The organism is Micromonospora sp. CMU55-4 (genome assembly GCF_011602315.1).
In the GTDB taxonomy this organism is placed as follows: Bacteria; Actinomycetota; Actinomycetes; order Mycobacteriales; family Micromonosporaceae; genus Micromonospora; species Micromonospora chalcea.
Genome location: NZ_JAAOLH010000005.1, coordinates 198,786 through 224,886, shown reverse-complemented (window position 1 = coordinate 224,886; position 26,101 = coordinate 198,786). Strand labels below are relative to the sequence as shown.

At 74.3% G+C, this 26,101-nt stretch carries 26 protein-coding genes; 14 read left to right on the top strand and 12 right to left on the bottom strand.

What is annotated here, in order from left to right; all coding sequences use genetic code 11:
• The first annotated feature begins 195 nt into the window (after positions 1 to 195).
• The 3 genes from HA073_RS11940 (at position 196) to HA073_RS11930 (ending at position 2,061) form a co-directional block, all read left to right on the top strand.
• Positions 196 to 1,041, top strand: a complete 846-nt coding sequence (locus HA073_RS11940) for a peptidase M23 (protein WP_166456379.1) — start codon at positions 196 to 198, stop codon at positions 1,039 to 1,041.
• Positions 1,042 to 1,134: 93 nt separating this feature from the next.
• On the top strand, positions 1,135 to 1,281 hold the full coding sequence (locus HA073_RS11935) for a hypothetical protein (RefSeq protein ID WP_166456378.1): 147 nt from the start codon (positions 1,135 to 1,137) through the stop codon (positions 1,279 to 1,281).
• Positions 1,282 to 1,320: 39 nt separating this feature from the next.
• The gene (locus tag HA073_RS11930; RefSeq protein ID WP_064447511.1) at positions 1,321 to 2,061 is read left to right on the top strand and encodes an EcsC family protein; all 741 of its coding nucleotides are present in this window, start codon (positions 1,321 to 1,323) and stop codon (positions 2,059 to 2,061) included.
• Positions 2,062 to 2,101: 40 nt separating this feature from the next.
• Here the strand turns inward: HA073_RS11930 and HA073_RS11925 are convergent, their stop codons facing one another.
• A complete protein-coding gene (locus HA073_RS11925) occupies positions 2,102 to 2,944 on the bottom strand; it encodes a GDSL-type esterase/lipase family protein (RefSeq protein WP_166456377.1) in 843 nt (280 codons plus the stop codon).
• A 100-nt stretch (positions 2,945 to 3,044) separates the two neighbouring features.
• Positions 3,045 to 3,638 (bottom strand): antibiotic biosynthesis monooxygenase, encoded by a 594-nt coding sequence (locus tag HA073_RS11920; RefSeq protein WP_043325061.1) that lies wholly within the window; start codon positions 3,636 to 3,638, stop codon positions 3,045 to 3,047.
• A 164-nt stretch (positions 3,639 to 3,802) separates the two neighbouring features.
• Between HA073_RS11920 and HA073_RS11915 the strand changes: the two genes are divergently transcribed.
• From HA073_RS11915 to HA073_RS11895, 5 genes are read left to right on the top strand one after another with little or no spacing between them, the layout of a single operon-like run.
• Positions 3,803 to 4,066 carry a DUF6343 family protein gene (locus tag HA073_RS11915; protein WP_043325060.1) on the top strand — a complete coding sequence of 88 codons (264 nt, stop codon included), beginning with the start codon at positions 3,803 to 3,805 and terminating at the stop codon, positions 4,064 to 4,066.
• Positions 4,067 to 4,078: 12 nt separating this feature from the next.
• Complete coding sequence (locus HA073_RS11910) at positions 4,079 to 5,491, top strand: NADP-dependent succinic semialdehyde dehydrogenase (protein ID WP_166456376.1); 1,413 nt, start codon at positions 4,079 to 4,081, stop codon at positions 5,489 to 5,491.
• Between the two features lie 32 nt (positions 5,492 to 5,523).
• Complete coding sequence (locus HA073_RS11905; RefSeq protein WP_084789465.1) at positions 5,524 to 6,498, top strand: TIGR03885 family FMN-dependent LLM class oxidoreductase; 975 nt, start codon at positions 5,524 to 5,526, stop codon at positions 6,496 to 6,498.
• 37 nt (positions 6,499 to 6,535) lie between these two features.
• On the top strand, positions 6,536 to 8,116 hold the full coding sequence (locus tag HA073_RS11900) for a Na+/H+ antiporter (protein ID WP_166456375.1): 1,581 nt from the start codon (positions 6,536 to 6,538) through the stop codon (positions 8,114 to 8,116).
• Positions 8,113 to 8,370 (top strand): UBP-type zinc finger domain-containing protein, encoded by a 258-nt coding sequence (locus HA073_RS11895; protein WP_043325056.1) that lies wholly within the window; start codon positions 8,113 to 8,115, stop codon positions 8,368 to 8,370. Before HA073_RS11900 ends, HA073_RS11895 begins: the two co-directional genes overlap by 4 nt.
• Position 8,371: 1 nt before the next feature.
• Here the strand turns inward: HA073_RS11895 and HA073_RS11890 are convergent, their stop codons facing one another.
• Both HA073_RS11890 and HA073_RS11885 read right to left on the bottom strand, forming a co-directional pair.
• A complete protein-coding gene (locus tag HA073_RS11890; RefSeq protein ID WP_104112818.1) occupies positions 8,372 to 8,905 on the bottom strand; it encodes a GNAT family N-acetyltransferase in 534 nt (177 codons plus the stop codon).
• Between the two features lie 23 nt (positions 8,906 to 8,928).
• Positions 8,929 to 10,176: an MFS transporter gene (locus HA073_RS11885; RefSeq protein ID WP_205796919.1), complete on the bottom strand. Its 1,248-nt coding sequence runs from the start codon at positions 10,174 to 10,176 to the stop codon at positions 8,929 to 8,931.
• A 337-nt stretch (positions 10,177 to 10,513) separates the two neighbouring features.
• On the opposite strand from HA073_RS11885, the gene HA073_RS11880 reads away from it, so the two are divergent.
• On the top strand, positions 10,514 to 11,026 hold the full coding sequence (locus tag HA073_RS11880) for a DinB family protein (RefSeq protein WP_166456374.1): 513 nt from the start codon (positions 10,514 to 10,516) through the stop codon (positions 11,024 to 11,026).
• Between the two features lie 12 nt (positions 11,027 to 11,038).
• Here the strand turns inward: HA073_RS11880 and HA073_RS11875 are convergent, their stop codons facing one another.
• Positions 11,039 to 11,359 (bottom strand): multidrug efflux SMR transporter, encoded by a 321-nt coding sequence (locus HA073_RS11875; RefSeq protein ID WP_043325054.1) that lies wholly within the window; start codon positions 11,357 to 11,359, stop codon positions 11,039 to 11,041.
• Positions 11,360 to 11,403: 44 nt separating this feature from the next.
• Entirely contained in the window at positions 11,404 to 14,010 is a 2,607-nt protein-coding gene (locus HA073_RS11870; RefSeq protein WP_166456373.1) for a glycoside hydrolase family 9 protein, read from the bottom strand.
• 214 nt (positions 14,011 to 14,224) lie between these two features.
• Between HA073_RS11870 and HA073_RS11865 the strand changes: the two genes are divergently transcribed.
• Positions 14,225 to 14,950: a PP2C family serine/threonine-protein phosphatase gene (locus HA073_RS11865; RefSeq protein ID WP_043325052.1), complete on the top strand. Its 726-nt coding sequence runs from the start codon at positions 14,225 to 14,227 to the stop codon at positions 14,948 to 14,950.
• A gap of 3 nt (positions 14,951 to 14,953) precedes the next feature.
• Here the strand turns inward: HA073_RS11865 and hrpB are convergent, their stop codons facing one another.
• Together hrpB and HA073_RS11855 are read right to left on the bottom strand one after the other, a co-directional pair.
• The gene (gene hrpB / locus HA073_RS11860) at positions 14,954 to 17,458 is read right to left on the bottom strand and encodes an ATP-dependent helicase HrpB (RefSeq protein WP_166456372.1); all 2,505 of its coding nucleotides are present in this window, start codon (positions 17,456 to 17,458) and stop codon (positions 14,954 to 14,956) included.
• Positions 17,459 to 17,597: 139 nt separating this feature from the next.
• On the bottom strand, positions 17,598 to 18,419 hold the full coding sequence (locus tag HA073_RS11855) for a SigB/SigF/SigG family RNA polymerase sigma factor (protein WP_043325049.1): 822 nt from the start codon (positions 18,417 to 18,419) through the stop codon (positions 17,598 to 17,600).
• Between the two features lie 288 nt (positions 18,420 to 18,707).
• Between HA073_RS11855 and HA073_RS11850 the strand changes: the two genes are divergently transcribed.
• Positions 18,708 to 19,445: a hypothetical protein gene (locus HA073_RS11850; RefSeq protein WP_166456371.1), complete on the top strand. Its 738-nt coding sequence runs from the start codon at positions 18,708 to 18,710 to the stop codon at positions 19,443 to 19,445.
• Here the strand turns inward: HA073_RS11850 and HA073_RS11845 are convergent.
• Positions 19,394 to 20,983, bottom strand: coding sequence for a phospholipase D-like domain-containing protein (locus HA073_RS11845; protein ID WP_166456370.1), 1,590 nt, complete (start codon positions 20,981 to 20,983; stop codon positions 19,394 to 19,396). The two genes, HA073_RS11850 and HA073_RS11845, sit on opposite strands and share 52 nt — an antisense overlap.
• Before the next feature lie 139 nt (positions 20,984 to 21,122).
• On the opposite strand from HA073_RS11845, the gene HA073_RS30880 reads away from it, so the two are divergent.
• On the top strand, positions 21,123 to 21,251 hold the full coding sequence (locus HA073_RS30880) for a hypothetical protein (RefSeq protein ID WP_255292629.1): 129 nt from the start codon (positions 21,123 to 21,125) through the stop codon (positions 21,249 to 21,251).
• A 44-nt stretch (positions 21,252 to 21,295) separates the two neighbouring features.
• Here HA073_RS30880 and HA073_RS11840 read toward each other — a convergent pair whose 3' ends face one another.
• Together HA073_RS11840 and HA073_RS11835 are read right to left on the bottom strand one after the other, a co-directional pair.
• Positions 21,296 to 22,282, bottom strand: a complete 987-nt coding sequence (locus HA073_RS11840) for a pirin family protein (protein ID WP_069089910.1) — start codon at positions 22,280 to 22,282, stop codon at positions 21,296 to 21,298.
• A gap of 11 nt (positions 22,283 to 22,293) precedes the next feature.
• On the bottom strand, positions 22,294 to 22,776 hold the full coding sequence (locus HA073_RS11835; RefSeq protein WP_043325045.1) for a MarR family winged helix-turn-helix transcriptional regulator: 483 nt from the start codon (positions 22,774 to 22,776) through the stop codon (positions 22,294 to 22,296).
• Positions 22,777 to 22,890: 114 nt separating this feature from the next.
• Between HA073_RS11835 and HA073_RS11830 the strand changes: the two genes are divergently transcribed.
• A complete protein-coding gene (locus tag HA073_RS11830) occupies positions 22,891 to 23,478 on the top strand; it encodes a DUF1684 domain-containing protein (protein WP_069089909.1) in 588 nt (195 codons plus the stop codon).
• Positions 23,479 to 23,517: 39 nt separating this feature from the next.
• On the opposite strand, the gene HA073_RS11825 is transcribed toward HA073_RS11830, so the two are convergent.
• The gene (locus HA073_RS11825; RefSeq protein ID WP_043325043.1) at positions 23,518 to 24,105 is read right to left on the bottom strand and encodes a general stress protein; all 588 of its coding nucleotides are present in this window, start codon (positions 24,103 to 24,105) and stop codon (positions 23,518 to 23,520) included.
• 112 nt (positions 24,106 to 24,217) lie between these two features.
• Between HA073_RS11825 and HA073_RS11820 the strand changes: the two genes are divergently transcribed.
• Entirely contained in the window at positions 24,218 to 26,026 is a 1,809-nt protein-coding gene (locus HA073_RS11820; protein WP_166456369.1) for a glycoside hydrolase family 15 protein, read from the top strand.
• Positions 26,027 to 26,101: the final 75 nt, after the last annotated feature.

Here is a 26,101-nt window from a genome sequence, read left to right as displayed (position 1 = left end):
CGGGAGCGGGACATCTACGAGGTTCGTGCCGGGAGAGTTTCGGCGCGTGGCCGGCGGGTGATTCGCCGGGTTCCCGAGGTCTGTCGTCGGCTGGGCGCGGCAGGCCGCGAGTGTCCTGCCCGGGTCGGCCGAAGTGTGGCGAGGGCCACTCGACAGGCCTGGGTGATCCCGGTTTGCCCTGCCTAGCCTCGTCGGATGCGTAGCGACGGCACCCTCGACGACCCGTTCGGCCCCGGCCGCCCGGCTGACCGTTCGGACGATACCCCCTCCACCAACCGTTCGGCGAGGCTCCAGGGACTCTTCCGGCGTACCCGCTTCTGGGCCCCCATGAACCCCCGGCCCGGCCGGACCAAGCTCGCGGTCGCCACCGGCGCGGCCTGCTGCCTCGGCCTGGTCGGCGTCAGCCAGGCCGGCTTCGGCGCGCCGGAGCGCGCCGCCGCCCCGGCGCCCTCGGCGGAGGTCGCCGAGCGCGCGGAGGCCGACGTCGCCTCCCGCGCGAGCGCCCGCCCGACCACCGCGCCGACCACCGCCGCCCCGTCCGCGACGGCGAGCCCGAAGGCGACCGCCAAGCCCAAGCCGAAGCCGACGAAGACGGTCCGGCAGATCGTCCCGGTCGCCGGCCTGGACCGGACCCAGATGAACAACGCCAAGAAGATCGTGCAGGCCGGCAAGGAGATGGGCGTGCCGCGCCGCGCCCTGGTCATCGCGGTGGCGACCGCGATGCAGGAGAGCACGCTGCTCAACTACGCCAGCGGCGTGCTGCCCGAGTCGCAGAACTACCCGCACCAGGCCATCGGCTGGGACCACGACTCGGTCGGGCTGTTCCAGCAGCGGCCGAGCAGCGGCTGGGGCACCGTCGAGCAGCTCATGGACCCGGAGTACGCGACGAAGGCCTTCCTGTCCGCGTTGGAGGAGATCCCCGGCTGGCAGGACCTGCCGCTCTCGGTGGCCGCCCAGGCCGTGCAGATCTCCGCGTTCCCGGACGCGTACGCCCAGCACGAGTGGCGGGCCGGCGAGGTGGTGGCCGAGATCCTGGGCTGAGCCGGACGAGTGGTTGCCGAAGGGTCGATTCGGGTATCACGGGGCTTGCCGGTCCCAGGTACACATGAAGGGGACCGCGGGACGGAGGACACCATGTCGCTGATGCAACGGATCACCGCCTTCCTGCGGTCGCCGCGGGGCCAGCAGTTGGTCGACCGCGGCCGGCGTGAGATGTCCAAGCCGGAGAACCAGGCCCGGCTGCGGCAGATCGCGACCCGGCTGCAGTCGCGCCGGCGCTGACCCGCGTCACCCCCGCCGCACGAGCCCCCGGAGCCCTTCGTGACCGACCCCGCCCCCGTCGGGGAGCCCGACGCCGTCCCCGCCGCCCCCGCCCCGCCGGTGGACGCGCCCGAGGCGCCACCGGCCAAGCTCTGGGACCGGATGCGGGAGGACCCGCAGTACGCCCCGGAGCACCTGGCCCTGGAGGCGGTACGCCGGCTCGGGCCGGAGGCCGCGCAGTGGGCGGCCCGGGAACGCGCCCTGCGGCCGGACGCGCCGCCCGAACAGCTGGCGGACCAGGCGGTCCGCAAGTTCGTCAACCACGCCCGGCTCTCCGGCGCGGTCTCCGGCGCCGCCGGGCTGCCCGGCGCGGTGATCGACGTGGGCGTGCTGGCCTGGACCCAGGCCCGGCTGGTGCTGCACGTGGCGGCCGCGTACGGCGCCGACCCGACGCACGTCGACCGGGCCACCGATCTGCTGGTGCTCCAGCGGGTGCACAAGGCCGCCCAGACCGCCCGCCTGGCGCTCGGGGTGGCCGCCGGCCGGGAGCGGGCCGGCGCGTTGTTCGGCTCCGCCGCCGATCGGGCGCTGGGCCGGGTGATGCTCCAGCTCGGTGTCCGGCTGGCCCGGATGGCCGGGGTACGCGCCGCCAAGCGGATGTTCGCCAAGGTCGTGCCGGGCGCCGCGATCGTGCTCGGCACCTGGGCCAACTCGTCGGCCACGAAGGAACTGGCCGACCGTACGCGCGCCCTCTACCGGGCCGGTGGTCCCCGGCCGCTTCCCGGCCCGCGTCAGCCCTGACCCTCCTCGGCCCCGGGCCCGTCCGTCCGGCCCGCGCCGGTCAGCTCGCCCAGCCGGACGAGTTCCAGGCCACCTCGGCCAGCCGGCCCTGCCCGGCCGCGTTCGGGTGGAACCAGTCCAGCGCGTTCACCTGGTCCAGCGTGAAGCGGTGACGGTGCACCGCGCCGCCGTCCCAGCGGCAGCGTGACCCGTACGCCCGGCAGGCGGCACGCAGTTGTCCGTCGTACGCCTCGATCCGGTCCCGGACGCGGGCCCGGCGGGCCACCGCGGCGGGCGCGGTCGACGTGGCGTCTGCGAGCAGCGCCGGGCAGACGCCACGCGACCAGGCCCGCACGGCGCGGGGCTCGGTGTGCCCGATCTGCCAGAGCCGGTGCAGGTCCGGGATGCTGACCATCAGCACCCGGGCCTTCGGCCGGCCCTCGCGCAACACGCCCAGCGCCGCGTCGACCTGGTCGCGGAACGTGGCGACGGGCGTCATGTCGTCGACGTCGCCCCGGCAGGCGTCGTTCGCGCCGATCAGCACGGTGACCAGGTCGGCCTTGTCGCGTACCGCCGACCGGGCCTGGCCGGTCAGCGCGGACGCGCGGGCCCCGGGCACGGCCCGGTTGTACGCCCGCAGGCCCGGCGCGTCGGCGCGCAGCCGCCGGTAGATGCTCTCCACCCGCAGGCCGTCCCCGGTCGACCAGGAGTTGCGTTCGCAGCTCACCAGCACCAGGCAGGAGCCGTAGCCGGTGGTGACCGAGTCGCCGAGCGCGACCAGCACCCGGGGCTCGCCGGGGCGGGGCGTGCCGGAGGGCCGGGGCGACGCCTCGCCGGAGCCGTCACAGGCGAGCGCGACGAGCGCCGCCAGGCAGGCCAGCGCGGCGATCCAGCGTCGAGGCATGGGTTCCCCCGTCGGGCGGCGGCAACGGGCGCGTCGACCCTATGCCCCGGCGGGGTCCCGGAAGTGGTTCTGTCGGCTATCAGGCATAGACCACTGTCGTTCACATCTGTCGTGTCGGCGCAGGCCGGCCGTGCAGCCACCGGTGCAGCAGGCGGGTGATCCGGGGCAGCACCAGGTAGGTCATCAGCGGGGTGAGCACGAGCGTCATCAGCAGCGTCCGCCCGGCCAGCGGCACGTCGGCGAGGAACCGGGCGGTCAGCAGCGTGGCGGCCAGGCTCAGCGGGAAGAACGCCAGCCAGATCGTGACCGCCTGCTTCCAGCGCGGCGGCGCGGCCGGCTCCGGCTCGCCGAACGTCTCGACCACGTGGTCCACCGGCGGGTCGAACCAGCCCTCGATGCCGGTGCGCCGCTCGACCCGGGTGTGCTCGACGATGCCCTGCGCCGAGCTGAGCCACCAGCGCCGCTGCGGCGAGTCCTCCCACCCGCGCAGCGTGTCCGCGTCGGCGAAGCGGTACATCACGTGCCACTCGCCGGAACCGGGGGCGCTGCGGACGAAACCGGCGCCGAGGAAGCCCGGGAAGCTCTCCGCGAGCGCCGTACCGGCCCGCATCCACGCCACCACCTCGTCGGTACGCGCGGGGTCGGCGCGCCGGGACACGGCGACGGTCACGGGTACGGCCTGCGTCGTGGTCATGCCATCCTCTCCACCGGCCCGCGGGATCTCCGCCGGAAACCGGCACCCCGAAGTAACGCACCCGCCCGCAGCGCGCATCCGGCGACCGCCCGCCGGGTGTCCCGGATCACCGGCGTTCCCGCCCCGGCCGGTTATCCCCGCCCGTGCCGGGGTAGGCCCCAGGAATGACCCGATCACAACCCCGGCGCGCCCGCGGCACGGTCGGCCACGCGAACAGCGCCCTGAACCTGCGGCTCGTGCTGGCGACGTTCGGTCTGGTCGTGATGACCGTCTTCGCGGTGCTCGCGTTCGCCGCCGGCATCGCCTGGCTGGGCGTGGTCTGCGCGCTGCTCGCCGTGGTGGCGGTGGTCGACCTGGTCGTGATCCAGCGCCGCCGCGCCGCGCGCCGCCGGGAGGAGCCGGGCGTGCGGCACTCGCTGTTCGAGTGACAGGAGGACGACATGCCCATCGCCACCACCAATCCCGCCACCGGACAGGTGCTCAAGACGTACGACGCGATGTCGGACGAGCAGATCGACGCCGCGATCGAGCGGGCCGACCTGGCCTTCCGGCAGTTGCGTGAGACCACCATCGCGCAGCGGGCCCGGTGGCTCACCGCCGCCGCCGACCGGCTCGACGCCGAGCGCGACGAGACGGCCCGGCTGATGACCACCGAGATGGGCAAGACGTACGCCGCAGCCAAGGCGGAGGTCACCAAGTGCGCCACCGCCTGCCGCTTCTACGCCGACAACGCGCCGGCAATGCTCGCCGACGAGCCGGCCGACGCCGTCGCGGTCAAGGCCAGGCGGGCGTACGTGCGCTACCAGCCGATCGGCCCGGTGCTCGCGGTGATGCCGTGGAACTTCCCGCTGTGGCAGGTCATGCGCTTCGCCGCCCCGGCCCTGATGGCCGGCAACACCGGCCTGCTCAAGCACGCCTCGAACGTGCCGCAGACCGCGCTCTACCTGGAGGACCTGTTCCGGCGGGCCGGGTTCCCCGAGGGCGCGTTCACCACGCTGCTGGTGGGCTCCGACGCGGTCGACCGGATCCTCAGCGACCCCCGGGTACGCGCCGCCACGCTCACCGGCAGCGAGCCGGCCGGCCGGTCCATCGCCCAGATCGCCGGGCGGGAGATCAAGAAGACGGTGCTGGAGCTGGGCGGCAGCGACCCGTTCGTGGTGATGCCCTCGGCCGACCTGGACACCGCCGCCGAGGTGGCCACCACCGCCCGCTGCCAGAACAACGGTCAGTCCTGCATCGCCGCGAAGCGGTTCATCGTGCACACCGACGTGTTCGACGCGTTCGCCGAGAAGTTCGCCGCCCGGATGGCGGCGCTGCGCGTCGGCGACCCGATGGACGACGGCACCGACGTCGGCCCGCTGGCCAGCGAGCGTGGCCGCGACGAGGTGCACGCCCAGGTCACCGACGCGGTGGACCAGGGCGCGACGGTGCTCTGCGGCGGTGAGAAGCCGGACGGCGACGGCTGGTACTACCCGCCGACCGTGGTCACCGACCTGCGCCCGGAGATGCGGATGTGGTCCGAGGAGGTGTTCGGGCCGGTCGCCGGGCTCTACCGGGTCGGCTCGTACGACGAGGCGATCGAAGTGGCCAACGGCACCAGCTTCGGCCTCGGCTCCAACGCCTGGACCAACGACCCGGCCGAGCAGGAGCGCTTCGCCGTCGACCTGGACGCCGGCAACGTGTTCATCAACGGGATGACCACGTCCTATCCGGAGCTGCCGTTCGGCGGCGTGAAGAACTCCGGGTACGGCCGCGAGCTGTCCGCCGCCGGCATGCGCGAGTTCTGCAACACCAAGACCGTGTGGATCGGCGAGGGCCAGGCCGGCGCGGGCGCCGGCGCGCACTCCGAGTAGACGCGATTGGCCGGACGCCGTCACGGGTAGGAGTGCCCACCATGACGGCGTTCGGCTTCCACGCATCCCACGAGCAGATCCACCCGGCCCGGCTGCTGGAGGCGGTGATCCACGCCGAGCGCGCCGGCTTCGACGCGGCCATGTGCTCCGACCACTTCTCGCCGTGGAGCGAGCGGCAGGGCCAGTCCGGGTTCGCCTGGTCCTGGCTCGGGTCCGCGCTCCAGGCCACGAACCTGTCCTTCGGCGTGGTGAACGCGCCCGGCCAGCGCTACCACCCGGCGATCATCGCGCAGGCCATCGGCACGCTCGGCGCCATGTACCCGGGCCGGTTCTGGGCCGCGCTGGGCACCGGCGAGGCGGCGAACGAGCACATCACCGGCGAGGTCTGGCCGCGCAAGGACGTCCGCTCCGCGCGGCTGCGCGAGTGCGTCGACGTGATCCGGGCGCTGCTGGCCGGCGAGGAGGTCAGCCACGACGGCCTCGTCACAGTGGACCGGGCGAAGCTGTGGACCCGGCCGGAGGAGCCGCCCGCGCTGGTCGGCGCCGCGGTCAGCGTCGCCACCGCACGCTGGTGCGCCGAGTGGGCCGACGGGCTGATCACCGTCAACGCGCCGGTCGAGCACCTGCGCCGGATGATCGACGCCTACCGGGACGCGGGCGGACGCGGCCCGCTGCACCTGCAGGTGCACGTGAGCTGGGCGCCCGAGCAGGCCGAGGCCGAGGCGATCGCGTACGACCAGTGGCGCAGCAACGTGTTCGCGCCGCCGGTGTGCTGGGACCTGGAGACCCCCGAGCACTTCGACGTGGCGAGCGCCGACGTGCCGATGTCGACGGTCGCCGAGACCGTGAACGTCTCCGCCGACCTGGGCCGGCACATCGGCTGGCTGGAGGAGTACGTGGCGCTGGGCTTCGACCAGATCGCGCTGCACCACGTCGGGCAGGAGCAGCGCGCGTTCATCGACACGTTCGGCGCGGAGGTGCTGCCGAAGCTGCGCTCCGCCGCCTGATCACACATCGACGCCGCGGCGCATAGGCTCGACGCTCGTGGATGCTCTGTTCGAGGTAGTGGTCTTCCTGGCCATCGCCACGTTCGGCGCGGCGCTGGCCCGCAAGCTCGGCTTGCTCGCGCCGATCCTGCTCGTGGTGCTCGGTCTCGCGCTGTCCTTCCTGCCGTTCTTCCCGCACGTGCGGCTGGACCCGGACCTGGTGCTGGTGGGCATCCTGCCGCCGCTGCTGTACGTGGCGGCGGTGGAGACGTCGGTGCCGGCGTTCCGGCTCAACCTGCGGCCGATCCTGCTGCTCGCCGTCGGGCTGGTCATCTTCACCGCGTTCGTGGTGGGCACCGTCGTGCACTGGTTCCTGCCCCACCTGCCGTACGCGATCTGCCTGGCGCTGGGCGCGGTGGTGGCGCCGCCGGACGCGGTCGCCGCCACCGCGGTGGCCCGCCGGGTCGGCCTGCCCCGGCGGATCGTCACCATCCTGGAGGGCGAGAGCCTGGTCAACGACGCCACCGCGCTGGTGCTGCTGCGGGTCGCGATCGTCGCGGCGACCGCCACCACCGGCGGGGTCGGCGCCGGCGACGTGGCCCGGGAGGTGGTGGTCGCGGCCGGCGGCGGCGTCCTGGTCGGCCTGCTCGGCGTGGTGGTCTTCGGCTACCTGCACAAACGCGCCACCGACCCGGTGCTGGACAACGCGCTGTCGCTGATCGTGCCGTTCGCCGTGGTGTTCGCCGCCGAGGAGATCCACGCCTCCGGGGTGGTCGCGGTGGTGGTGACCGGCCTCGGCATCGGGCACAAGCTGCCCACGCTCATGTCGGCCGCCTCCCGCCTGCAGGTGACGGCGTTCTGGCGGCTGATCCGGTTCCTCCTCGAAGGACTGGTGTTCCTGCTGGTGGGCCTGCAGCTGCCGGAGGTGGTACGCGACCTGGAGGAGCCGCTCGGCTCGCTCGCCGCGATCACCGCCGCGGTGCTGGCCGCCGTCTTCCTGGCCCGGTTCGTCTGGGTCTTCCCGGCGACCTACCTGGCCCGGCTCGTGCCCCGGATCCGTCACCGTGACCCGGCGCCGCCGGTGCAGTACCCGGTCGTCATCGGCTGGGCCGGCATGCGGGGCGTGGTGACGCTGGCCGCCGCGCTGGGTCTGCCGCTCACCCTCGCCGGCGACACGCCGTACCCGCGCGCGCTGCTGATCTGGCTGGCGTTCGCGGTGATCGTGGCGACGCTGGTCGGGCAGGGCGCGACGCTGCCGTGGCTGGCCCGGCGGCTGCGGCTGCCGCCGGACGACCCGGTGCAGGACGCGCTGTCCGCCGCCGGGGTGCAGCAGCGGGCGAGCCGGGCGGCCCGGGAACGCCTCGACGAACTGGCCGGGGGCGCGCCGGAAGCGGTGGTGGAGCGCCTGCGTGGGCTGACCACCACCCGGGCCAACCTGGCCTGGGAACGGCTCGGCGGCACCGAACGGGAAACCCCCTCCCAGGCGTACGCGCGCCTGCGTCAGGAGATGATCGACGCCGAGCGGGAGGTGTTCCGGGCCGCCCGCGACTCCGGCCAGATCCCGGAGGAGGTGCTCACCCGCGCCTATCGTGACCTGGATCTGGAGGAGTCACTGCTGCGACAGGAGGTCGTCGAATGAGTTGCCGGCACCTGGCCGAGGCGGGCACGGCCGAGCCCGCCACCACCACCGAGTGCCCGGACTGCGTGGCGATCGGCAACCCCGACTGGGTGCACCTGCGCGCCTGCCTGACCTGCGGGCACGTGGGCTGCTGCGACTCGTCGCCGTACCAGCACGCCACGAAGCACTTCGAGTCGGCCGGGCATCCGGTGATGCGGTCGGTCCAGCCGGGGGAGTCGTGGCGCTGGTGCTTCGTGGACGAGGAGATCGGCTGACTCAGCCGACCCGGCGCTCCAGCACCTGCCCGGTCCACGTCGGGCGGCCCGGCCGCTCCACGGTGAACGGCTCGGTGGCGGTGAACCCGCAGCTCTCGTAGAACCGGACGAGCGCCCGGTCGGGGCTGCGGAAGCAGTCCACCCGCAGCAGGCCGACGCCGCGTTCACGGGCCAGCTCCGCCGCGTACGCCAGCAGCGCCGCACCGACCCCGCGCCCCGCGTACGCCCGGTCGGTGACCAGCAGGTTCACGTACAGCTCGGGTTCGGTGGCCGGCGGCACGTAGTTCGTTGCCGCGCCCACCACCAGCGCGCCCGCCACCGTCGCGTCGATCTCGGCCAGGTACAGGCCGTTCCCGGCCGCCCACTCCTCGGCCTGGGCGATGCGGCGCGGGTCGATCGACGCCGGCTCGGTGCCCCACTGGTCGGTACGCCCGAGTTCGGTCAGCCAGGCGGTGGCGCTGTCGAGCAGCCGCAGCAGCGTCGGGGCGTCGCCAGGTCCACCGGGGCGGATCGTGATGCTCTGCTGGTCGGTCATCCCGTCATGCTGCTACACGCCGTTCACCCCGGCACACCGGCGGGCCGGGTTTCCGGTGCCCGCCGGTTCGCGATCGCCCGGCGGGCCAGCGCCGGGGCGGCCAGCCCGGCGGCTGCGAAGATCCCGCCGAGCACCAGCCAGCCGACCGGCCCGCCACCGAGCACCAGCAGCGTGAGCAGGCCCCGGCCGAGCGCCTGGGCCAGCCCGGCGAGCAGGCCGTCCGCGCCCTGGTAGGCGCCGATCGCGTCGGGTGGGGCCAGGTCGTAGGCGAGGCCCGCGCCGGCCGCGCCGTGCCACAGGTCGCCCACCGTCCACACCGCCGTCGCGACGAGCAGCAGGACGACCGCCGGGAGCACCGGCAGGGCTGCTGTCGCCGCGTACAGCGGTGTGGCCGCCGCGAGCACGAGCCCGGCCCGGCGCAGCTTCCGCGCGGCCGGCGCGGCCCGCTCGGCGCCCCGGCTCAGCCGGACCGCGAGCAGCACGGTGAGGACCGTGTTCGCCAGCAGCACCGCCGACACCACTGGTGGCGGCGCGCCGGCGCGGTCCACCGTCCACAGCGGCACGACGAGCACGAGCACCGTCACGTGCGTGCTCAGCACCGCCGACGCGCCGCTCACCGCGAGGAACCGCCGGTCCCGCAGTGGTCGCCCGTGCCGCGGCGTGCCCGGCACGGGTCGCTCTCTGGCGGCGGCCGGCTGCGGCGGCAGGCGCAGCAGCAGTGCCGCCGAGAGCAGGTAGGTGGCCGCGTTGCCGACCACGAGCACCTGGTAGGCCCGGTGCGTGTCCACCGCGAGCGCGATCCCGGCCAGCGCGGTACCGACGGTGATGCCCAGGTTCGCCACCGCGCGCAGCGTGGCGAAGGCGTGCACCCGGCCGTCCGGGCCGCCCACCGCCGCCACGAGCGCCGCCCGTACCGCCAGGTTGCCGGTCGCGAGCAGCGCCTCCGGCACCGCCACCGCCAGGAACGCCGGGAACGAGCCGACCAGCAGGTACGCGAGCGCGGCGACCGCCTGGCCCACCTGGAGGACGGCCCGGAGCGTACGCGGATCCCACCTGTCCGCCAGCGCGCCAAGCGGCACGCTCGCGGTCAGCCCCACCAGCCCGGCGACGGTGAGCCCGGCGCCAACCGAGGTGGCGGAGAGGCCCACGTCCCGGGTCAGGTAGAGCGCTCCGCCCGCCAGCCACAGCCCCGCGCCGACGGTGTTGACCAGCGTGGCGTACGCGAGCGTGCGCAGCGGCCCGGGCGGCGGGAGCGGCGAGACGCGCCCCATCAACGGAGTCCGGCGAGGGCCATGTGATCGACGCTAGGACTGTTCCGACGGGCCCGGAGCCCCGCTCGAGGCGACGCCTGTCACACCGCGAGGCGGCGCTGGGCCTCGACCCGGGCCGAGCGTGTCACGACGGCGGCCGGCGGCCCTCCGGAAAGGTGAGGCCTCGAGCGATATGACTCTCAGGCATATTTATGCCTCACAGTCATATCGTTTTTTGGATGTTCCTTGTTCTCGCCACGACACGCCGGGCCGCCACGTCGCGAGGGGCGTCGTCGCGAGGCGGGCCGGGAGCGGTTAACCGGTCGACCGCGGGCGCAGGCCGTGCCACGATCGCGCGATGCCTGCCTCCGTGACCGGCCTGCTGCGCTGGCAGTTCGACCTGACCTGGGCGCTCGCCGAGTACCACCTCGACCGGCTGGAGCCGGCAGACTTCCTCTGGGAGCCGGCCGCGCTGTGCTGGACCATGCGCCCCGGCCGGGGCGGCGGGTGGCGTCCCGACTGGGCCGACACCGAGCCGGACCCGGTCCCGGCACCCACCATCGGGTGGCTGACCTGGCACATCGGCTGGTGGTGGTCGGTCGCTACCGACCATGTGCGGCAGCGGCCGGCGCGGGAACGCGACGACATCCGCTGGCCCGGGCCGGGCGCGGAGACGGTCGCCTGGCTGCGGGAGCTGCGGACGGAGTGGGCGGGCGCGCTGGCCGAGGCCGACCTGGACCGGCCGTCCGCGTACCCCTGGCCCGCCGACGCCGGTCTCACCGTGACGCACCTGGCCGCGTGGGTGAACGCCGAGCTGATGAAGAACGTGGCCGAGATCGGGCAGCTCCGGCTGCTGCGCGCGGCGGCCTGAGCCGGGTGGCGCTCAGTGCGCGCCGCCGAGGTTGAGCACCACCACCCCGGCGATCACCAGCCCCGCTCCGATCACCTTCGCCACGCTCAGCGGCTCGCCCAGGAACGCCGCGCCGATCGCCATGATGGCGGCGGTGCCGAGGCCGGACCAGACGGCGTACGCGACGCCGACCGGGATGTCCTTCACCGCAAGCGAGAGCAGCCCGAACGCGGACAGGTACGCCACCGCCAGGCCCAGTGTGGGCCAGAGCCGGGTGAAACCGTCTGTGGCCTTGAGCAGGCTCGTGCCGATCACCTCGGCGGTGATCGCGCCGAGCAGGAAGAGGTACGCCATCGCAGGACCGTACCCGGTCCTGCGATGGCGTCCGGTCAGCTCGGTCAGGAGACCGTGCAGGCCTTTCCGTTCAGGGTGACCAGCCACGGATCCGGGTTCGGGAAACGCGACGCGCTGCCGTTGAAGCCGAACGTGGTGGACGCGCCCGGCGCCAGCTTCGCGTTCCAGGACAGGTTCTTCGCGGTGACCGTGGCGCCGCTCTGACCGAGCTGCGCCGACCAGGCGTGGTCCACCTTCTGGTCGCCGAGGAACGCCCAGCGCAGGCTCCACCCGTTCACCGCCGTCGTGCCGGTGTTGCGCACCGTCACCTGGGTGGTGAAGCCGGACGGCCAGCTCCCGTGCGTGGTGTAGGTGACCGCGCAGGACGGCGCCGGCACCGCGCCGGCGTCACCCTGGTCGGCCAGGAACGACGCGAGCCACGCCAGCGCCGAGTTCCAGTTGATCGCCACCTCGTTCGTCGCGTACGAGTTGATGTCGTCGACGTAGCAGAACATCGGCGCGCACCCGGCGAGCAGGTTCGCCGCGAACGGGTCCTGCAGCGCGGCGTTCGGGCCACCGGCGAGCGAGCCGGCCGGCGGGCGCGGCAGGTCCGGGTTCAGCTGGTGGCCGAAGATCCGGCTGTGCTGGTTGCGGGCGTGCTGCTCGCCCCACCCGGTCACGTACGACATGTTCAGCGCGTTGCGGCCGAACAGGTAGTCGGCGGCCTGCACCGCGCCGTCCCGGTACTTCGCGTCCCGGCTCAGGTCGAACGCGGTGGCCAGCACGATCGCGTTGTTCACCAGGTTGCTGTTGCTGCCCCAGACGTACGCGTCGGCGCTGCCCGGGAACGGCAGCCCGTACGCCTGGCCGGCGATCGTGGCCAGGTAGCTGTCGGCGGCGGCGGTGATCGACTCGCGGATCCGGGTCTTCTCCGCGGCGGGCAGCGTGTTCGGCACGGTGGCCAGGTCCAGGCGGCCCAGCGCGGCCACGCTCTGCCAGCCGAACGCGCCGTTGGGGGCGAACACGTCGGCGGTGTGCAGCGGCGAGCCGGTGACGTCGGCCAGGTACGCCTTGTCGCCGGTGGTCAGCCACAGCTCGGCCGCGGCCCAGTAGAACTCGTCGCTGACGTTGGAGTCGTCGTACGCGCCGCCGCCGGTGCCGTCGCTGGCCGAGGCGTAGATCGCCGGGTGCTCCTTGGCCGCCGCGTACGCGGTCTTCGCGGCGGTGCCGCAGCGCGCGGCGAAGGCGGCGTCGTACGGGGCGTACAGGCGCTGGCACTGCGCGGCGACGGCGGCCAGGTTCAGCGTGGCGGCGGTGGACGGCGCGTGCAGCTCACGCGGCTCCGGGTCGTCCTGGGGCTGCAGCGGCAGGCCGGTCCAGTTCCGGTCGTGGATCTTGTGGTGGACCATCCCGGCCAGCGGCTTGCCGGCCGGCACCTGCATGCGCAGCAGGAACTCCAGCTCCCAGCGGGCCTCGTCGAGCACGTCCGGCACGTCGTTGCCGCGCTCGGGCAGCCGCAGCGTGGAGTCGCCCAGGGCGGCGCCGCCGTCGGCGGTCTCGGCGGTCTTGGTCCGCTCGAAGGTGCTCAGGAGCTGGTAGGTGGCGATGCCGCCGTTGACCACGTACTTGCCGTGGTCGCCCGCGTCGTACCAGCCGCCGCGCACGTCCAGCGAGTAGTCGCAGACGCCGGCCTGGCACGGCACGTCGGTGTCGCCCTGGTTCGGCGCGACGCCGAGGTGGCCGGCCGGGCGGGCGTACTCCTCGCCGATCAGGTCGCCGTCGATCTCGATGCCGCTGCGCTGGGCGTAGAAGAACTGCAGCGAGTCGGCGCGCAGCCGGTCGTAGAGCGTGCCGGAGATGTCGAACGGGTGGCTGGTCTCGCCGTCCACGGTCAGCGTGTAGCCGGTGCCCGGCTTGCGGTACGCGGAGAAGTCGACGGTCTGCACGTTCTGCCCGGAGGCGGCGTCGGTGCCGCGCGGCGTGGTCTTCCCGCTGGCGACCACCGCGCCGCTGCCCGACTTCAGCTGCCAGGGCAGCGCGTCGGTGGCCTCGGTGACCACAGTCGCGTGCTTCGGCCCGCCGGGCAGGTAGCCGACCTGGTTGACCCGGACCCGGGGCCCGGTGTCCGGCTCGTACGGCGGCGCCGGCTCCCCGCCGCGCAGCGACACGTTGTCCAGGCAGAACGTCTGCGCCTCGGCGCTGCCGCCGACCTGGAAGATCAGCTGGGCGGTGGGGTTCTCGGCCGGGGAGGTGAACGTGGTGGTGACGCGCTTCGAGGTGCCGGTGGCGGTCGCGTCGACGCTCGCGTACGTGGTGTAGGGGGCGCTGCCGAGCTGCAGCACCGCCTTGACGGCCGCGCCCGGGGTGGCGGAGACGTCGAAGGACAGCTCGTACTCGGCGCCCTGCATCAGCGGCACCGCGTCCTGGCCGATGCCGGCGTCCCACGGGTTGGCGGTGCCGGCCGCGACGGTGGTGCAGAGCCGGCCGTCGACGACAGCGAGGTCGCCGGTGCCGTAGGAGAACCAGGGGGAGACACCGGCGCTGAAGTCGCCGTTGCGGAGTTGTTCGGGGGCGTCCGGCGGCACCTCGGCAAGGGCCGGGCCGGCGGTGAGGCCGGTGAGCGCCAGCGTGGTGGCCGCGAGCGCGGCGAGCCGACGTCGGGATCGGGTCACGGAGGTTCCTTCCGTGCTCGGGGGTGGTGGGGGAGACCGGGAACTGGGAGCGCTCCCAATATCAGGCCGATGTTTCCACCGCGTTCCGTCGCTGTCAATCGATCCGGCCCGATGCTCGGCCGAGCGCCCGCTCGCGGAGGGGTCCGGCGCGCCACGTACGATGTCGGTGATCTCCTACAGACAACCGAGCCCTCGACCTGGCAGGCTGCGACCCATGACCCTGAAGCTTCGTTCCGTCGGAGCGAGCGACCGTGGGCTGATTCGCAGCGGCAACCAGGACGCCCAGCACGCGGGCCCCTGGCTGGTCGCGGTGGCCGACGGCATGGGCGGCATGGCGGCCGGCGACCTGGCCAGCCGTATCGCGATCGACGCGATCGCCCCGCTGGACGTGGAGACGCCGGAGGACGCGCTCGTCGCCGCGCTCCAGGGCGCGATCGAGCTGGCCACCGCGCGGATCCGCCAGGCGGTGGAGGAGGACCCGGAACGTCAGGGCATGGGGACCACGCTCACCGCGCTGCTGTTCGCCCGTACCGGCAGCTGCCTGGCGCTGGCGCACGTCGGCGACTCCCGCGCCTACCTGTTCCGCGAGGGCGTGCTCAAGCAGGTCACCCGCGACGACACGTTCGTGCAGATGCTCGTCGACCAGGGCGTGATCACCGCCGAGCAGGCCAGCAGCCACCCCCGGCGGGCCGTGGTCACCCAGGCGTTGCAGGGCGACCAGGTCTCCCCGTCGTACGCGACGATGGTGCCCCGCGCGGGCGACCGCTGGCTGCTGTGCAGCGACGGCCTCTCCAACGTCGTCCGCGCGGACACGCTCACCGAGGTCCTCAACGAGCAGATGGAGCGGGACGCCTGCGCGGCCCGGCTGATCGACCTGGCGCTGCGGGCCGGCGGCCCGGACAACATCACCGTCGTGATCGCCGACGTCGTCGAGGAGTAGCCCTCACCGGCGGCGCGGAGCGGCCCGGCGGGTCGGCTCGGCGGTGGTCGGGTCCTCCGGCCACGGGTGACGCGGGTAGCGGCCCCGCAGCTCCGCCCTCACCTGCGGATAGCCGGTGCGCCAGAACGACGCCAGGTCGGCGGTGACCGCCACCGGCCGCCCGGCGGGGGAGAGCAGGTGCAGCAGCACCGGCACCCGCCCGTCGGCGATGCGCGGCACGTCCCGCCAGCCGAACGTCTCCTGGAGCTTCACCGCCAGCACCGGCGCGGCCGGATCGGCGTAGTCGACACGTACCCGCGATCCGCTGGGCACCGCGAGCCGTTCCGGGGCCAGCTCGTCCAGCCGGGCGGCCTGCCGCCAGTCCAGCAGCCGGCGCAGCGCCGCCACCACGTCCACCCGGCTCAGGTCGGCCCGGCGGCGGGCGCGGACCAGCTCCGGCCCGAGCCAGTCGGGGGCGCGGTCGAGTAGCGCCGCGTCGGAGACGTCCGGCCAGTCCCCGCCGAGCGCCTGGCGGCAGAACGCCATCCGGCGGCGCAGCCCGGTCGCCTCCGGCGTCCAGCGCAGCAGTCCCGGCCCCTCCTGCCGCAGCCCGTCCAGCAGCGCCGCCGCGACCAGCTCCGGTTCCGGCGCGGTCAGGTGCCGCTCGCGCAGCTCGATCGCGCCGAGCCGGTCCACCTCCCGGGCCACCACGTCGCCGCCGGTCCAGGCCACCTCCCGTCCGGAACGCAGCAGCGCCGCCCCGGCCTCCCGGGCGGTCGCCTCATCGATCGGCGCGGCCAGCCGTACCCGCGCGGCCGGCGCGCCGGGGGAGCGGTCCGCCACCGCGACGGCCAGCCACGCCGCTCCGGCCAGCCCCGACCCGGGCGTCAGCTCCGCGGCGGTCCCGCCGGCCATCAGGTACGCGGACCCGCCCGGCCGCCGCGTCCGGGCCAGCCGTTCCGGGTACGCGAGTCCGGCAATCAGCCCCGCGGCCAGATCGTCGGGCAGGCGCTTCCGTTCGGCGCCGTCGGCGGGCAGAGCGGCGCGCATGCGGCGTACCTCGGTGCGCCAGCGCGCGGTGGCGGCCGGGTCGACGCCGTTGCGCAGCCGCCGCCAGCGGGCGGGCAGGTCGTCCCCCGTCCCGCCCAGCGTGTTCTCGCCGAGGATCGCCACCACCTCGGCGGCCCGGTCCGCGCCGACCCGGGGCGCGCCGTCCAGCAGGGCCCGCGCCAGCCGGGGATGCGTGCCTGCCGCCGCGACCGCCCGGCCGCGCGCGGTGATCCGGCCGTCGTCGTCCACCGCGCCGAGCGTGCCCAGGGTCTCCCGCGCCACGGCCAGCGCGGCCGGTGGCGGCGGATCGGGCAGCGCCAGGCCGGCGCCGTCCGGGGTGCCCCAGGCCGCCAGCTCCAGCGCGAACCCGGTCAGGTCGGCGGTGGCGATCTCCGGCTCGGGCTGCGGGGCGAGCCGCTCGTGTGCCGCCTCGGACCAGCAGCGGTAGACCGCGCCCGGCGCCTCCCGCCCGGCCCGGCCCGCCCGCTGCGTCGCCGCCGCCCGGGACACCGGCACCGTCACCAGCGAACCCAGCCCCCGGGCCAGGTCGGTACGGGGCACCCGGCTCAGGCCGGCGTCCACCACGACCCGGACGCCCGGCACGGTCAGGCTGCTCTCCGCCACCGCCGTCGCGAGAACCACGCGCCGCCCGGCGGCGGGGGTGAGCGCCGCGTCCTGGGCCGGGCCGGGCAGCCGTCCGTGCAACGGCAGCACCGTGACGTCGCGCAGGTCGGCCAGGCGGCGCGCGACGGCGCCGATCTCACCCGCGCCGGGCAAGAAGACCAGCACGTCGCCCTCGCGTTCGCGCAGCGCCCGGCGGACCGTGGCGGCCACGTGGTCCAGCAGCGCGGGATCGACCCGGCCACCGCCGGGTGGCGTCACCGGGCGCGGCGGCGGCGCCCACACCCGCTCGACCGGGTGCAGGGCGGCCTCGGCGCGTACCACGGGGGCGGGGTCGCCCGCGCCGAGCAGCGCGGCGAAGCGGTCCGCCTGCGGGGTGGCCGACATCGCCAGCAGCCAGAGGTCCGGGCGCAGCGTGCCGCGCGCCTCGACGCTGAACGCCAGCGCCAGGTCCGCGTCGAGCTGCCGTTCGTGGCACTCGTCGAGCAGCACCGCGTCCACGCCGGGCAGCTCCGGGTCGTGGTGCAGACGGCGCACCAGCAGACCGGTGGTGACCACCTCGATCCGGGTACGCGGCCCGGCCCGGCGCTCGCCGCGCACCGCGTAGCCGATCCGGTCGCCGACCCGTTCGCCGAGCAGCGCGGCCATCCGGTGCGCGGCGGCGCGGGCGGCGACCCGCCGTGGCTGGGCGATCACCACCCGTCCGGCGACGGCGTCGGCGACCGCGAGTGGCGCGGTGGTGGTCTTGCCGGTGCCCGGCGGCGCCACCAGCACGGCGGCGCCCCGGTCGCGCAGCGCCTCGACGAGCGCCGGCAGCACCGGCCGGACCGGCAGGTCGAGGGCGACGTCGGCGAGCACCGACCCACTCTCGCACCCGCCCCCGGCGGGCTGTCGCACCGGCCCCGGTGGGCGGACACGGAACGGCCCGGCCGGCGCACCGCCGACCGGGCCGGGTGGACCGCTGCGCCGGGTCCGCCGACCCGGCCGCCGCCACCTGCTAGTACGTTCCGTCGAGCTGACCGCGCAGCTTGGTCAGGGCCCGGGCCAGCAGCCGGGACACGTGCATCTGCGAGACGCCGATCTGCTCGGCGATCTGCGACTGGGTCAGGTTGCCGTAGAAGCGCAGCGTGAGGATCTTCTGCTCGCGCTGGTCGAGCGTGGCCAGCGCCGGGCCGAGGGCGACGCGCGTCTCGGCCAGCTCGAACTCGCCGTCCTCGCCGCCGAGCAGGTCGCCCAGCTCGGTGGCCCGCTCGCCGTCGCCGGTCGGCGTGGACAGCGACACCGCGTTGTAGGCGCGGGCGCCCTCCAGGCCTTCGAGGACCTCTTCCTCGGTGAGCTTGAGGTGGGCGGCGATGTCGGCGACCGTCGGCGAGCGGCCGAGCGTCTGGAGCAGCGTGCTGTTGGCGTCGGAGATCGCCAGGCGCAGCTCCTGCAACCGGCGGGGGACGCGGATGTCCCAGGTGCGGTCGCGGAAGTGGCGCTTGAGCTCACCGATGATGGTGGGGATCGCGTAGCCGGCGAAGTCGACGCCGCGCGACGGGTCGAACTTGTCGATCGCCTTGATCAGGCCGATCGCGGCGGTCTGCGCCAGGTCGTCGTTCGGTTCGCCGCGGCCGCTGTAGCGGTGGGCCAGGTGGTTCGCCAGCGGCAGCCACGCCTCGATGGCGCGGTCGCGCAGCGCGGGCCGCGAGGGGTGGCCGGCCGGCAGCGCGGCCATGGCGGCGAGCAGGTCGGCGGCGCTGTCGGTGAGCGAGCGGGGGTCGAGCTTCGCGGAGCCGGCCGGCGTGGTCGCCGGGGCGCTGATCGTGTGGGCGGTCATGGGTGGTCCTCCCTGCACCTCGTCCGCGGAAGAAAAAAGACGTGACGCTCAGGTTTAGGTGACGGTAGTACGTTCGGGAGCCACCATAGCCCGATCGTGCTGCCGAAATCTAGCCGAAAGTACGATGTACTTAAGGTGTGGCGGGGTATGGACCTCGTTTTTCCGGGCATAGCGCGCCCCGATCGGTCAACGCGGAATCCGACAGGTGGGCGAAGTGTCGCCTTTCTGTCGTTGTCCCGCCGACGGGACCGCCCGTACCGTCCGTAGCGACACGTCAACGGAGGCACCGTGCTGGATCCCGCCGCGCCGCAACTCGTCATCAACGCCCGGACGCTGCTGTTCAGCTGGCTCCCGGCGGATCCCGGCGTGGTCGAGACCCTGCTGCCCGCCGGTCTGCGTCCGCACCCGCAGCGTCAGGTCTTCGTCAACCAGTACGTGGTCGACGACGAGACACAGACCTCCGGCTTCGGCGCGTACTCGCTCACCTACCTGGGTGTCTCACTGACGGACATGGATCCGCCCGACGGCGGGACGCCGGGTGGCTGGTGGACCCACTACTTCTCCTCCAGCGAGCGGGTCCGGCGGTACGCCGCCGCACGGGGCGCGCCCGCCGCCGCCGGGGAGACGCGCCTGGACCTGCGGGGCGACCGGCTCACCGCCGAGACCCGGGCCGGCGACGGCACGCTGCTGATCCGGGTCACCGCCCGGGTCGGGCACACCGGCACCGAGGTCCACAACGGCCACCACCGCTACCTCACCGGCCGCGACGGCGAGCTGATCGTCACCGACTATCCGTACGTGGCCGAGCCGGTGTCACCGTTCGAGGTCGAGTCGGTGGAGTTCCCGGCGCCGGACCATCCGGTCCACGCGCTGCGGCCGGCCAACCCGCTGCACGTGTGCTGGGGGTTCTACTCGCCCCGGGTCTCGTTCGCCTATCCGGCCCGTCCGAACGTGCCCGACGAGGTGAGCGACCGTCACCAGGTGCCGGCCCGCCGGGCGCGCAGCGGCCTGCCGTCCGGGTCGTAGACCAGCCGGTACGCGGGCAGCGCCCAGAGCCGCGTACGCCAGGGCAGCCGCTCCGGGCGGTGCGGCCGCAACCGGCCCGGCGGACGGGGACCGGCCCGGCCCCCGGCGTGCCAGCGGTCCAGTTCCTCCGCCGCCGTGGTGATCGCGGCCACCGCGTCCGCCGGGTCCAGCAGGTCGTCGTCCTGCGTGCCGCCGGGATCACGGTCCAGGTGCTCGCGCCACAGTCGCAGCCGCAGGTCGCGGGCGAACATTCGGGCGCCGTCGCCCATCCCGGCCGGGTCGGCCGGCGCGCGGGTGTCCCGGGTGTCGTCGAGCACTGCGCAGGACAACTCGCTGTCGTGCGTCCAGGAGCGGCGGTTGAAGTTGTCGCTGCCCACGCTGGCCCACACGTCGTCCACCACGCAGACCTTCGCGTGCACGTAGACCGGCGTGCCGTCGTGGTTCTCCACGTCGAACACGTGCACCCGCTCCGGCGCGGCCCGGTGGCACAGCGACAGCGCCTGCTCCCGGCCCACCATGTTCGGCGGCAGCGCGAGCCGGCCGTCCACGTCCGGGTGCCGGGGCACGACCGCCACCAGGTGCAGGTCCGGATGCTCGTGCAGCGCCTGCGCGAACAGCTCGGCCACCTCGGTCGACCAGAGGTACTGGTCCTCCAGGTAGATCAGCCGCCGGGCCCGGCGTACCGCCTTGGTGTAGCCGCGGGCCACGGTGCGCTCGCCGTCCGGGGCGAACGAGTAGCGGGGCCGCACCGCCGGGTAGGTGCGCAGCACCTGCACGTGGTGCGGCCCGCAGGGCGGCGGGTCGGCGGGCTGTTCGGGCAGCGGGTCGGGGCGCAGGTCGGAGCCGCGCAGCCGGTCCCGCAGGTAGGCCATCGGGTTCTCCGAGTCCAGCGGCATCGGGTCGGTCCACCGCTCCCGGAACGTGGTGTCGAGCGCGCCGACGACCGGCCCGCGCACCGCGAGCTGCACGTCGTGCCAGGGCGGTGTGGGGCCGTACCGGGGGGACATGCCGATCGGCTGCGGGTCGCCGGCGTGGCCGGCGTCGTCGCGGCGGCTGTGGCACAGGTCGATGCCGCCGGCGAACGCGATGTCCCGGCTCGGGTCGCCCGGATGGCGCAGCACCACCAGCTTCTGGTGGTGCGAGCCACCGCGCCGGACCCGCTGGTCGAGCAGCACCTCGCCGCCGGCCGCCCGGATCGCCTCGCTGAGGTCGCGGTTCTCCGCCTCGCTGTAGGACAGCGTGTCGAGGTGGGAGCGCCAGACCAGGCCCTTGACGATCACCCCGCGCTGGGCGGCCCGCGCGAACAACTGCGCCACCGTCGGGCCGTCCGGGCGCATCCGCTCGTCCGGGTCGCCGCGCCAGTCGGTGAAGAACAGATGATCGCCCGCGGTGAGCGATTCCACCTCGCTGACCAGGCGGTCGAAGTACGCGGCTCCGTGAATCAACGGCTCGGCGAGGTTTCCATCGGTCCAGACGGGTAACTCAGACCCCGGGTTGGCGCGTTCCTGTGCGGTGAGGAACCAGTCCCGCAGAGTCACGTTCCACCCCCGAGGTCGACGACGTCCTCACACGGTAGGACCCCCGGCAGGACCCCGCACGGCGAGCAGCAGGTCGCGTGGGTGCCGCGCGCCAGGGGTACGCCGGACCCCTGGATCGCGACACCGAGGAGGCACCGACATGCCCGCCGAGACGACGAACACCGTGACCGACGACCGCGACCAGGCGGTGGAGGGGGAGCGGGGTGCGCTGGTGGCGGTCCTGTTGATGGTGATCCTCGGGGTGGCCGGGATCTTCGCCGTCTCCTGAGACCGCGGCCGGGCGCCCCGGCGGACCGGGGCGCCCGTGGCAGGTCAGGGCCGGTCGCCCTGGCCGTCGCTGTGCGGCACCCGCCCGGTCGGGATCACCCCGAGCCGGCCGGCCTGGAAGTCCTCGACCGCCTGGATCAGCTCGGCGCGGGTGTTCATCACGAACGGGCCGTAGTGCGCCACCGGCTCGCGGATCGGCTGGCCGCCCATCAGGTACAGCTCCAGCGCCGGGGCGTTGGAGTCCTGCGTCCGGTCGGCGGTGATCCGCAGCGCCTCGCCGGGCCCGTGCACGGCGAGCTGGCCGAGGTGGATCGGCCGCCGGTCGGTGCCGACGGTGCCGCGGCCGGCCAGCACGTACACCAGCGCGTTGAAGTCCGACCGCCACGGCAGGCTCAGCTCGGCGCCGGGCTGCAACGTGACGTGCGCGATGGTGATCGGCGTGTGCGTCGAGCCGGGACCCTGGTGCCCGGCGACCTCCCCGGCGATGACCCGGATCAGGCCGCCGCCGTCGGGCGTGGTGAGCAGCGCCGACTCCCGGCCGCGGATGTCCTGGTAGCGGGGCGCGCTCATCTTGGCGATGCTGGGCAGGTTGACCCAGAGCTGCAGGCCGTGGAACAGCCCGCCGCTCATCACCAGGTGCTCCGGCGGCGCCTCGATGTGAAGCAGGCCACTTCCGGCCGTCATCCATTGAGTGTCGCCGTCGGTGATGGTGCCGCCGCCACCGGTCGAGTCCTGGTGGTCCATGATCCCGTCGATCATGTAGGTCACCGTCTCGAAGCCGCGGTGCGGGTGCCAGGAGGTACCCTTCGGCTCGCCCGGCGCGTAGTCGACCTCGCCCATCTGGTCGAGGTGGATGAACGGGTCCAGCTCGGTCATCGGCACGCCGGCGAAGGCCCGGCGGACCGGGAAGCCCTCGCCCTCGTACCCGCTGGGGGCAGTGGTGACCCGGCGGACGGAGCGGTATTCGGTGGCCTCGCCGAGCTTCGGCAGGCGGGGCAGGACGAGGACGTCGTCGACGGTGATCGCGGGCATCGCGGGGCTCCTTACTTGTCGGCCGGGACGGACGACGCGGTGCGGTCGGCGCGCAGGCGCCGACCGAGCCGCTCGAAGACCCGGGTGAGGCAGGCGACCTCGGCGTCGTCGAGGTCGTCGATCAGGTGGGCGCGCACGGAGCGCAGGTGGTGCGGCGCGGCCTCGCGCAGGGCGAACAGGCCGGCCGCGGTGAGCACTGCCTCGCTGCCGCGCCGGTCGGCCGGACACGCCTCCTTCGCCACCAGTCCGCGCTTGCGCATCGTGGTGATCTGGTAGGTCAGCCGGCTCGGCGAGAACACCAGCCGGTCGGCCAGCTCCCCCATGCGCAGCCGCTGGCCGGGCGCCTCGGAGAGCAGCACCAGCACGTGGTAGTCGGCGAAGCTCAGGTCGCTGTCGGCGCGCAGGTCGTCCTCGAGCCGGGTGAACAGCCGCTGGCTCGACTCGATGTACGCGCGCCAGCAGGCCATCCGCTCGGCGTCCAGGCTCTCCGTCATGGCTCCGAGAGTAGCACTATTTAAAATTTAAACAAGTGGCCCTGGCGTGCGCGGACCAGCGCGCCTTAGGGGGCTTCTTAAAACCTGAACGGGCCGCCCGGCTAGGGTCGGGGAATGGACGATCTCGACCTGCTCGACTGGCGGGAGCGGGTGGCGGCGCTCTACCTGTCCGACCTCGACCTGGCCGGCTTCCGGGCCGCCCGCGACGAGCTGTTCCGCACCCACCCCAGCAGCCCGGTGCCGCCCGCCGACCGGCCCGGCTTCACCGGGCTGCGCTGGTACCCGCCCGACCCGTCGGCAGTGGTCGAGGCGCCGCTGCGCGCCGCCTCCGGCGAGCTGCGCATCGACACCGGCGGCCCGGACGGCGTGGTCGCGTACCGGCGGGTGGCCGTCGCGGAGACGCCGTGGGGACCGCTCACGCTCTGGTGGATCGAGGCGTACGGGGGCGGGCTCTTCCTGCCCGTGCGTGACGCCACCTGCGGCGACGGCTCGTACGGCGGGGGCCGGTACCTCACCGACACGGTGAAGGGCACGTTCGGCCGCGGCCTGACCGTGCTGCCCGGCGACCGGGTCCGGCTGGACGCCAACTACCTCTACAACCCCAGCTGCGCCTACGACGACAGGTGGGCCTGCCCGCTGGCCCCGCCGGAGAACCGGGTGGACGTGCCGCTGCGCGCCGGCGAGCGCGCGTACCACGAATGAGGGGAGGGCCGCCCGGCCCTCCCCTCATCGCCCTGCCGGTCAGCGGGCGGTGGCGCCCGTCGGTGTCAGGTGCATCCGGCTGAGCAGCTGCTGGGCCTGCCCGGCCATCTCCGCGTCCACCGTCACCGCGTACTGGGCGGCCCGCAGCGAACTGGCCGACGTGAAGTCACGCTGACCGCCGCTCATCGCGTGCGCGACAGCGCCGAACACGGCACCCCAGATCGCGCCGATCACCAGGCCGACCAGGATCACCGCGAGCCAGTTGCCGGCGGTGAAGATGCCGAAGAGCAACCCGATGAACAAACCGAACCAGGCGCCGGTGCCGGCCCCGAGCAGGGCCGCGCGGCCCGTCGTGAGCCGTCCCATCACGGTCTCCACGAGCGTGAGGTCCGTACCGACGATCGAGGTACGTTCCACCGGGAACCGGTTGTCGGCCAGATAGTCCACCACGCGCTGGGCGGACGGATAGTCCGGGTACGAGCCGATTGTGACGGTCGCCGAACCGGCCTGCGGTCCGTGCCCGTCCCCGCTCGGCGGCGTCGGGCGACCGCCCGGGCCGGACGGGAGGTTGTCGCTGCCCGGCATGCCGGGTTGCCAGGCCGTGGTCGGAGTCGAGGGTCTGGTCATGAGCATCCTCCTTCGTCAACCCGCCGCGTTCCCCTCGCCGGGCAGCGGTAACGCACCGGCCCGGACCGATGTGGCGAGGCATGCCGACGCCCCGCGCCGGGTAGCCACACCCGTGCCGACCCGACACATCAGCGAGCACGGCTTCCTCGCCGACGGGCGCAGCGCGGCCCTGGTCGATCGCGACGGCTCGGTCGACTGGTGGTGCCCGCCCCGGTTCGACGCGCCGTCGGTGTTCGGCCGCCTGCTCGACGAGGACGCCGGGCACTGGAGCATCCGCCCGGAGGGGGAGTCGACGAGCACGCGCTCCTACCTGGACGACGCGCTCGTGCTGCGTACCGTCTTCGCCACCGCGACCGGCACGGTGGCCGTCACCGACGCGCTGGCGCTGGAGCCCGGCGCGCGCGGTCACGACATCGGGATGCGCTCGCCGCGGGTGCTGGCCCGGCTGGTGGAAGGGCTCACCGGCGAGGTGGCGATGCGCGTCGACTACGCGCCCCGCTTCGAGTACGGCCGCGTCGGCGCCTACCTGACCGAACGCGACGGCGTGATCCGCGCCACCGCCGGCGCATGCCGCCTGGAGTTGCGCGCCGATGTCCCGCTCACCATCGCCGGGGGCGCCGCCACCGGGCGGTTCACCGCCCGCGCCGGCAGCACGCACCGCTTCACCCTCGGGTACGCCCCGACGTACGCCGGCGCCGAACCGGCGCTGCCCGACGCCGCCGAGGTGATCGCCGAGACGGTGGCCGGGTGGCGGTCCTGGTCGGCGCTGCACGACTACCAGGGCGAGTACCGCGACGAGGTGCGGCGCAGCGCGCTCGCGGTGCAGGGCATGACGTACGCGCCCAGCGGCGCCGTCGTCGCGGCGGCCACCACCTCGGTGCCGGAGCGGCTCGGCGGCGACCGCAACTACGACTACCGCTACGTCTGGCTGCGCGACTTCAGCCTCACCCTCCAGGCGCTGTGGCGGGCCGCCTGCCCGGACGAGGCGGACCGGCAGTTCACCTGGGTGGCCCGGGCGATGGGGCGGATCGGTGACGAGCCGGTGCCGATCATGTACGGCGTCGAGGGGGAGCGGGACCTGACCGAGCACGACCTCGACCACCTCGCCGGGTACGCCGGCAGCCGGCCGGTGCTCGTCGGCAACGACGCCTGGCGGCAGCGGCAGAACGACGTGCTGGGCGAGGTGCTGGATGCGGCCTGGCTGATGCGCTACTACCTCGACCCCATGTCACCGGAGGTGCGTGACCTGCTGCGCACGCTCGCCGACCAGGCCGAACGCGGCTGGCACCGGCCCGACGCCGGGATGTGGGAGGCGCGCGGCCCGCAGCGGCACTACGTCTCCTCCAAGGTGGAGTGCTGGACCGCGCTGGACCGGGCGGTCCGGTTCGGCTCGCGCATCGGCGAGCCGGCCGACGTGGCCCGCTGGGCCGCCGCGCGCGACGAGGTGCGGGCGGCGGTGCTCGCCCGGGGCTGGAACGAGCGGGTCGGCGCGTACACCGGGGCGTTCGGCTCCGACGACCTGGACGCCTCGGTGCTGGTCATGCCGCTGGTCGGCTTCCTGCCGGCGGGCGACCAGCGGATGCGCGCCACGATGGACCTGCTGGAGCGGCGGCTGTCGCGCGACGGGCTGCTGCGCCGCTTCGACGGCGACCCGGCCGGGTTCGTGATCTGCTCGTTCTGGCTGGCCGCCGGCCTGGCCGAGGCGGGGGAACTGAACCGGGCGAGGCGGCTGTTCGAACGCCTTGCGGCCCGCACCAACGACCTCGGCCTGTACGCCGAGCAGATCGACCCGGACACCGGCGAGCAGATGGGCAACTTCCCGCAGGCGTACTCGCACATCGGCCTGATCACCGCCGCCGGCCGCATCACCGACGCCGCCGCCCGCGCCGCCGCCGCCGCCCGCGCCGCCTCTCCGCGTTGATCATGAAGTTGACGGCGTAGTCGATCTCCCCGAGTGCCGCCAACCTCATGATCGGCGCGGGAAAGAGGGGGGTGG

Coding starts and splice junctions, on each gene's coding strand:
- HA073_RS11940 (WP_166456379.1), top strand. CDS start 196: ATGCGTAGCGACGGCACCCTCGACGACCCGTTCGGCCCCGGCCGCCCG.
- HA073_RS11935 (WP_166456378.1), top strand. CDS start 1,135: ATGTCGCTGATGCAACGGATCACCGCCTTCCTGCGGTCGCCGCGGGGC.
- HA073_RS11925 (WP_166456377.1), bottom strand. CDS start 2,944: ATGCCTCGACGCTGGATCGCCGCGCTGGCCTGCCTGGCGGCGCTCGTC.
- HA073_RS11920 (WP_043325061.1), bottom strand. CDS start 3,638: ATGACCACGACGCAGGCCGTACCCGTGACCGTCGCCGTGTCCCGGCGC.
- HA073_RS11915 (WP_043325060.1), top strand. CDS start 3,803: ATGACCCGATCACAACCCCGGCGCGCCCGCGGCACGGTCGGCCACGCG.
- HA073_RS11910 (WP_166456376.1), top strand. CDS start 4,079: ATGCCCATCGCCACCACCAATCCCGCCACCGGACAGGTGCTCAAGACG.
- HA073_RS11895 (WP_043325056.1), top strand. CDS start 8,113: ATGAGTTGCCGGCACCTGGCCGAGGCGGGCACGGCCGAGCCCGCCACC.
- HA073_RS11890 (WP_104112818.1), bottom strand. CDS start 8,905: ATGACCGACCAGCAGAGCATCACGATCCGCCCCGGTGGACCTGGCGAC.
- HA073_RS11885 (WP_205796919.1), bottom strand. CDS start 10,176: ATGGGGCGCGTCTCGCCGCTCCCGCCGCCCGGGCCGCTGCGCACGCTC.
- HA073_RS11880 (WP_166456374.1), top strand. CDS start 10,514: ATGCCTGCCTCCGTGACCGGCCTGCTGCGCTGGCAGTTCGACCTGACC.
- HA073_RS11875 (WP_043325054.1), bottom strand. CDS start 11,359: ATGGCGTACCTCTTCCTGCTCGGCGCGATCACCGCCGAGGTGATCGGC.
- HA073_RS11865 (WP_043325052.1), top strand. CDS start 14,225: ATGACCCTGAAGCTTCGTTCCGTCGGAGCGAGCGACCGTGGGCTGATT.
- HA073_RS11855 (WP_043325049.1), bottom strand. CDS start 18,419: ATGACCGCCCACACGATCAGCGCCCCGGCGACCACGCCGGCCGGCTCC.
- HA073_RS30880 (WP_255292629.1), top strand. CDS start 21,123: ATGCCCGCCGAGACGACGAACACCGTGACCGACGACCGCGACCAGGCG.
- HA073_RS11840 (WP_069089910.1), bottom strand. CDS start 22,282: ATGCCCGCGATCACCGTCGACGACGTCCTCGTCCTGCCCCGCCTGCCG.
- HA073_RS11835 (WP_043325045.1), bottom strand. CDS start 22,776: ATGACGGAGAGCCTGGACGCCGAGCGGATGGCCTGCTGGCGCGCGTAC.
- HA073_RS11830 (WP_069089909.1), top strand. CDS start 22,891: ATGGACGATCTCGACCTGCTCGACTGGCGGGAGCGGGTGGCGGCGCTC.
- HA073_RS11825 (WP_043325043.1), bottom strand. CDS start 24,105: ATGACCAGACCCTCGACTCCGACCACGGCCTGGCAACCCGGCATGCCG.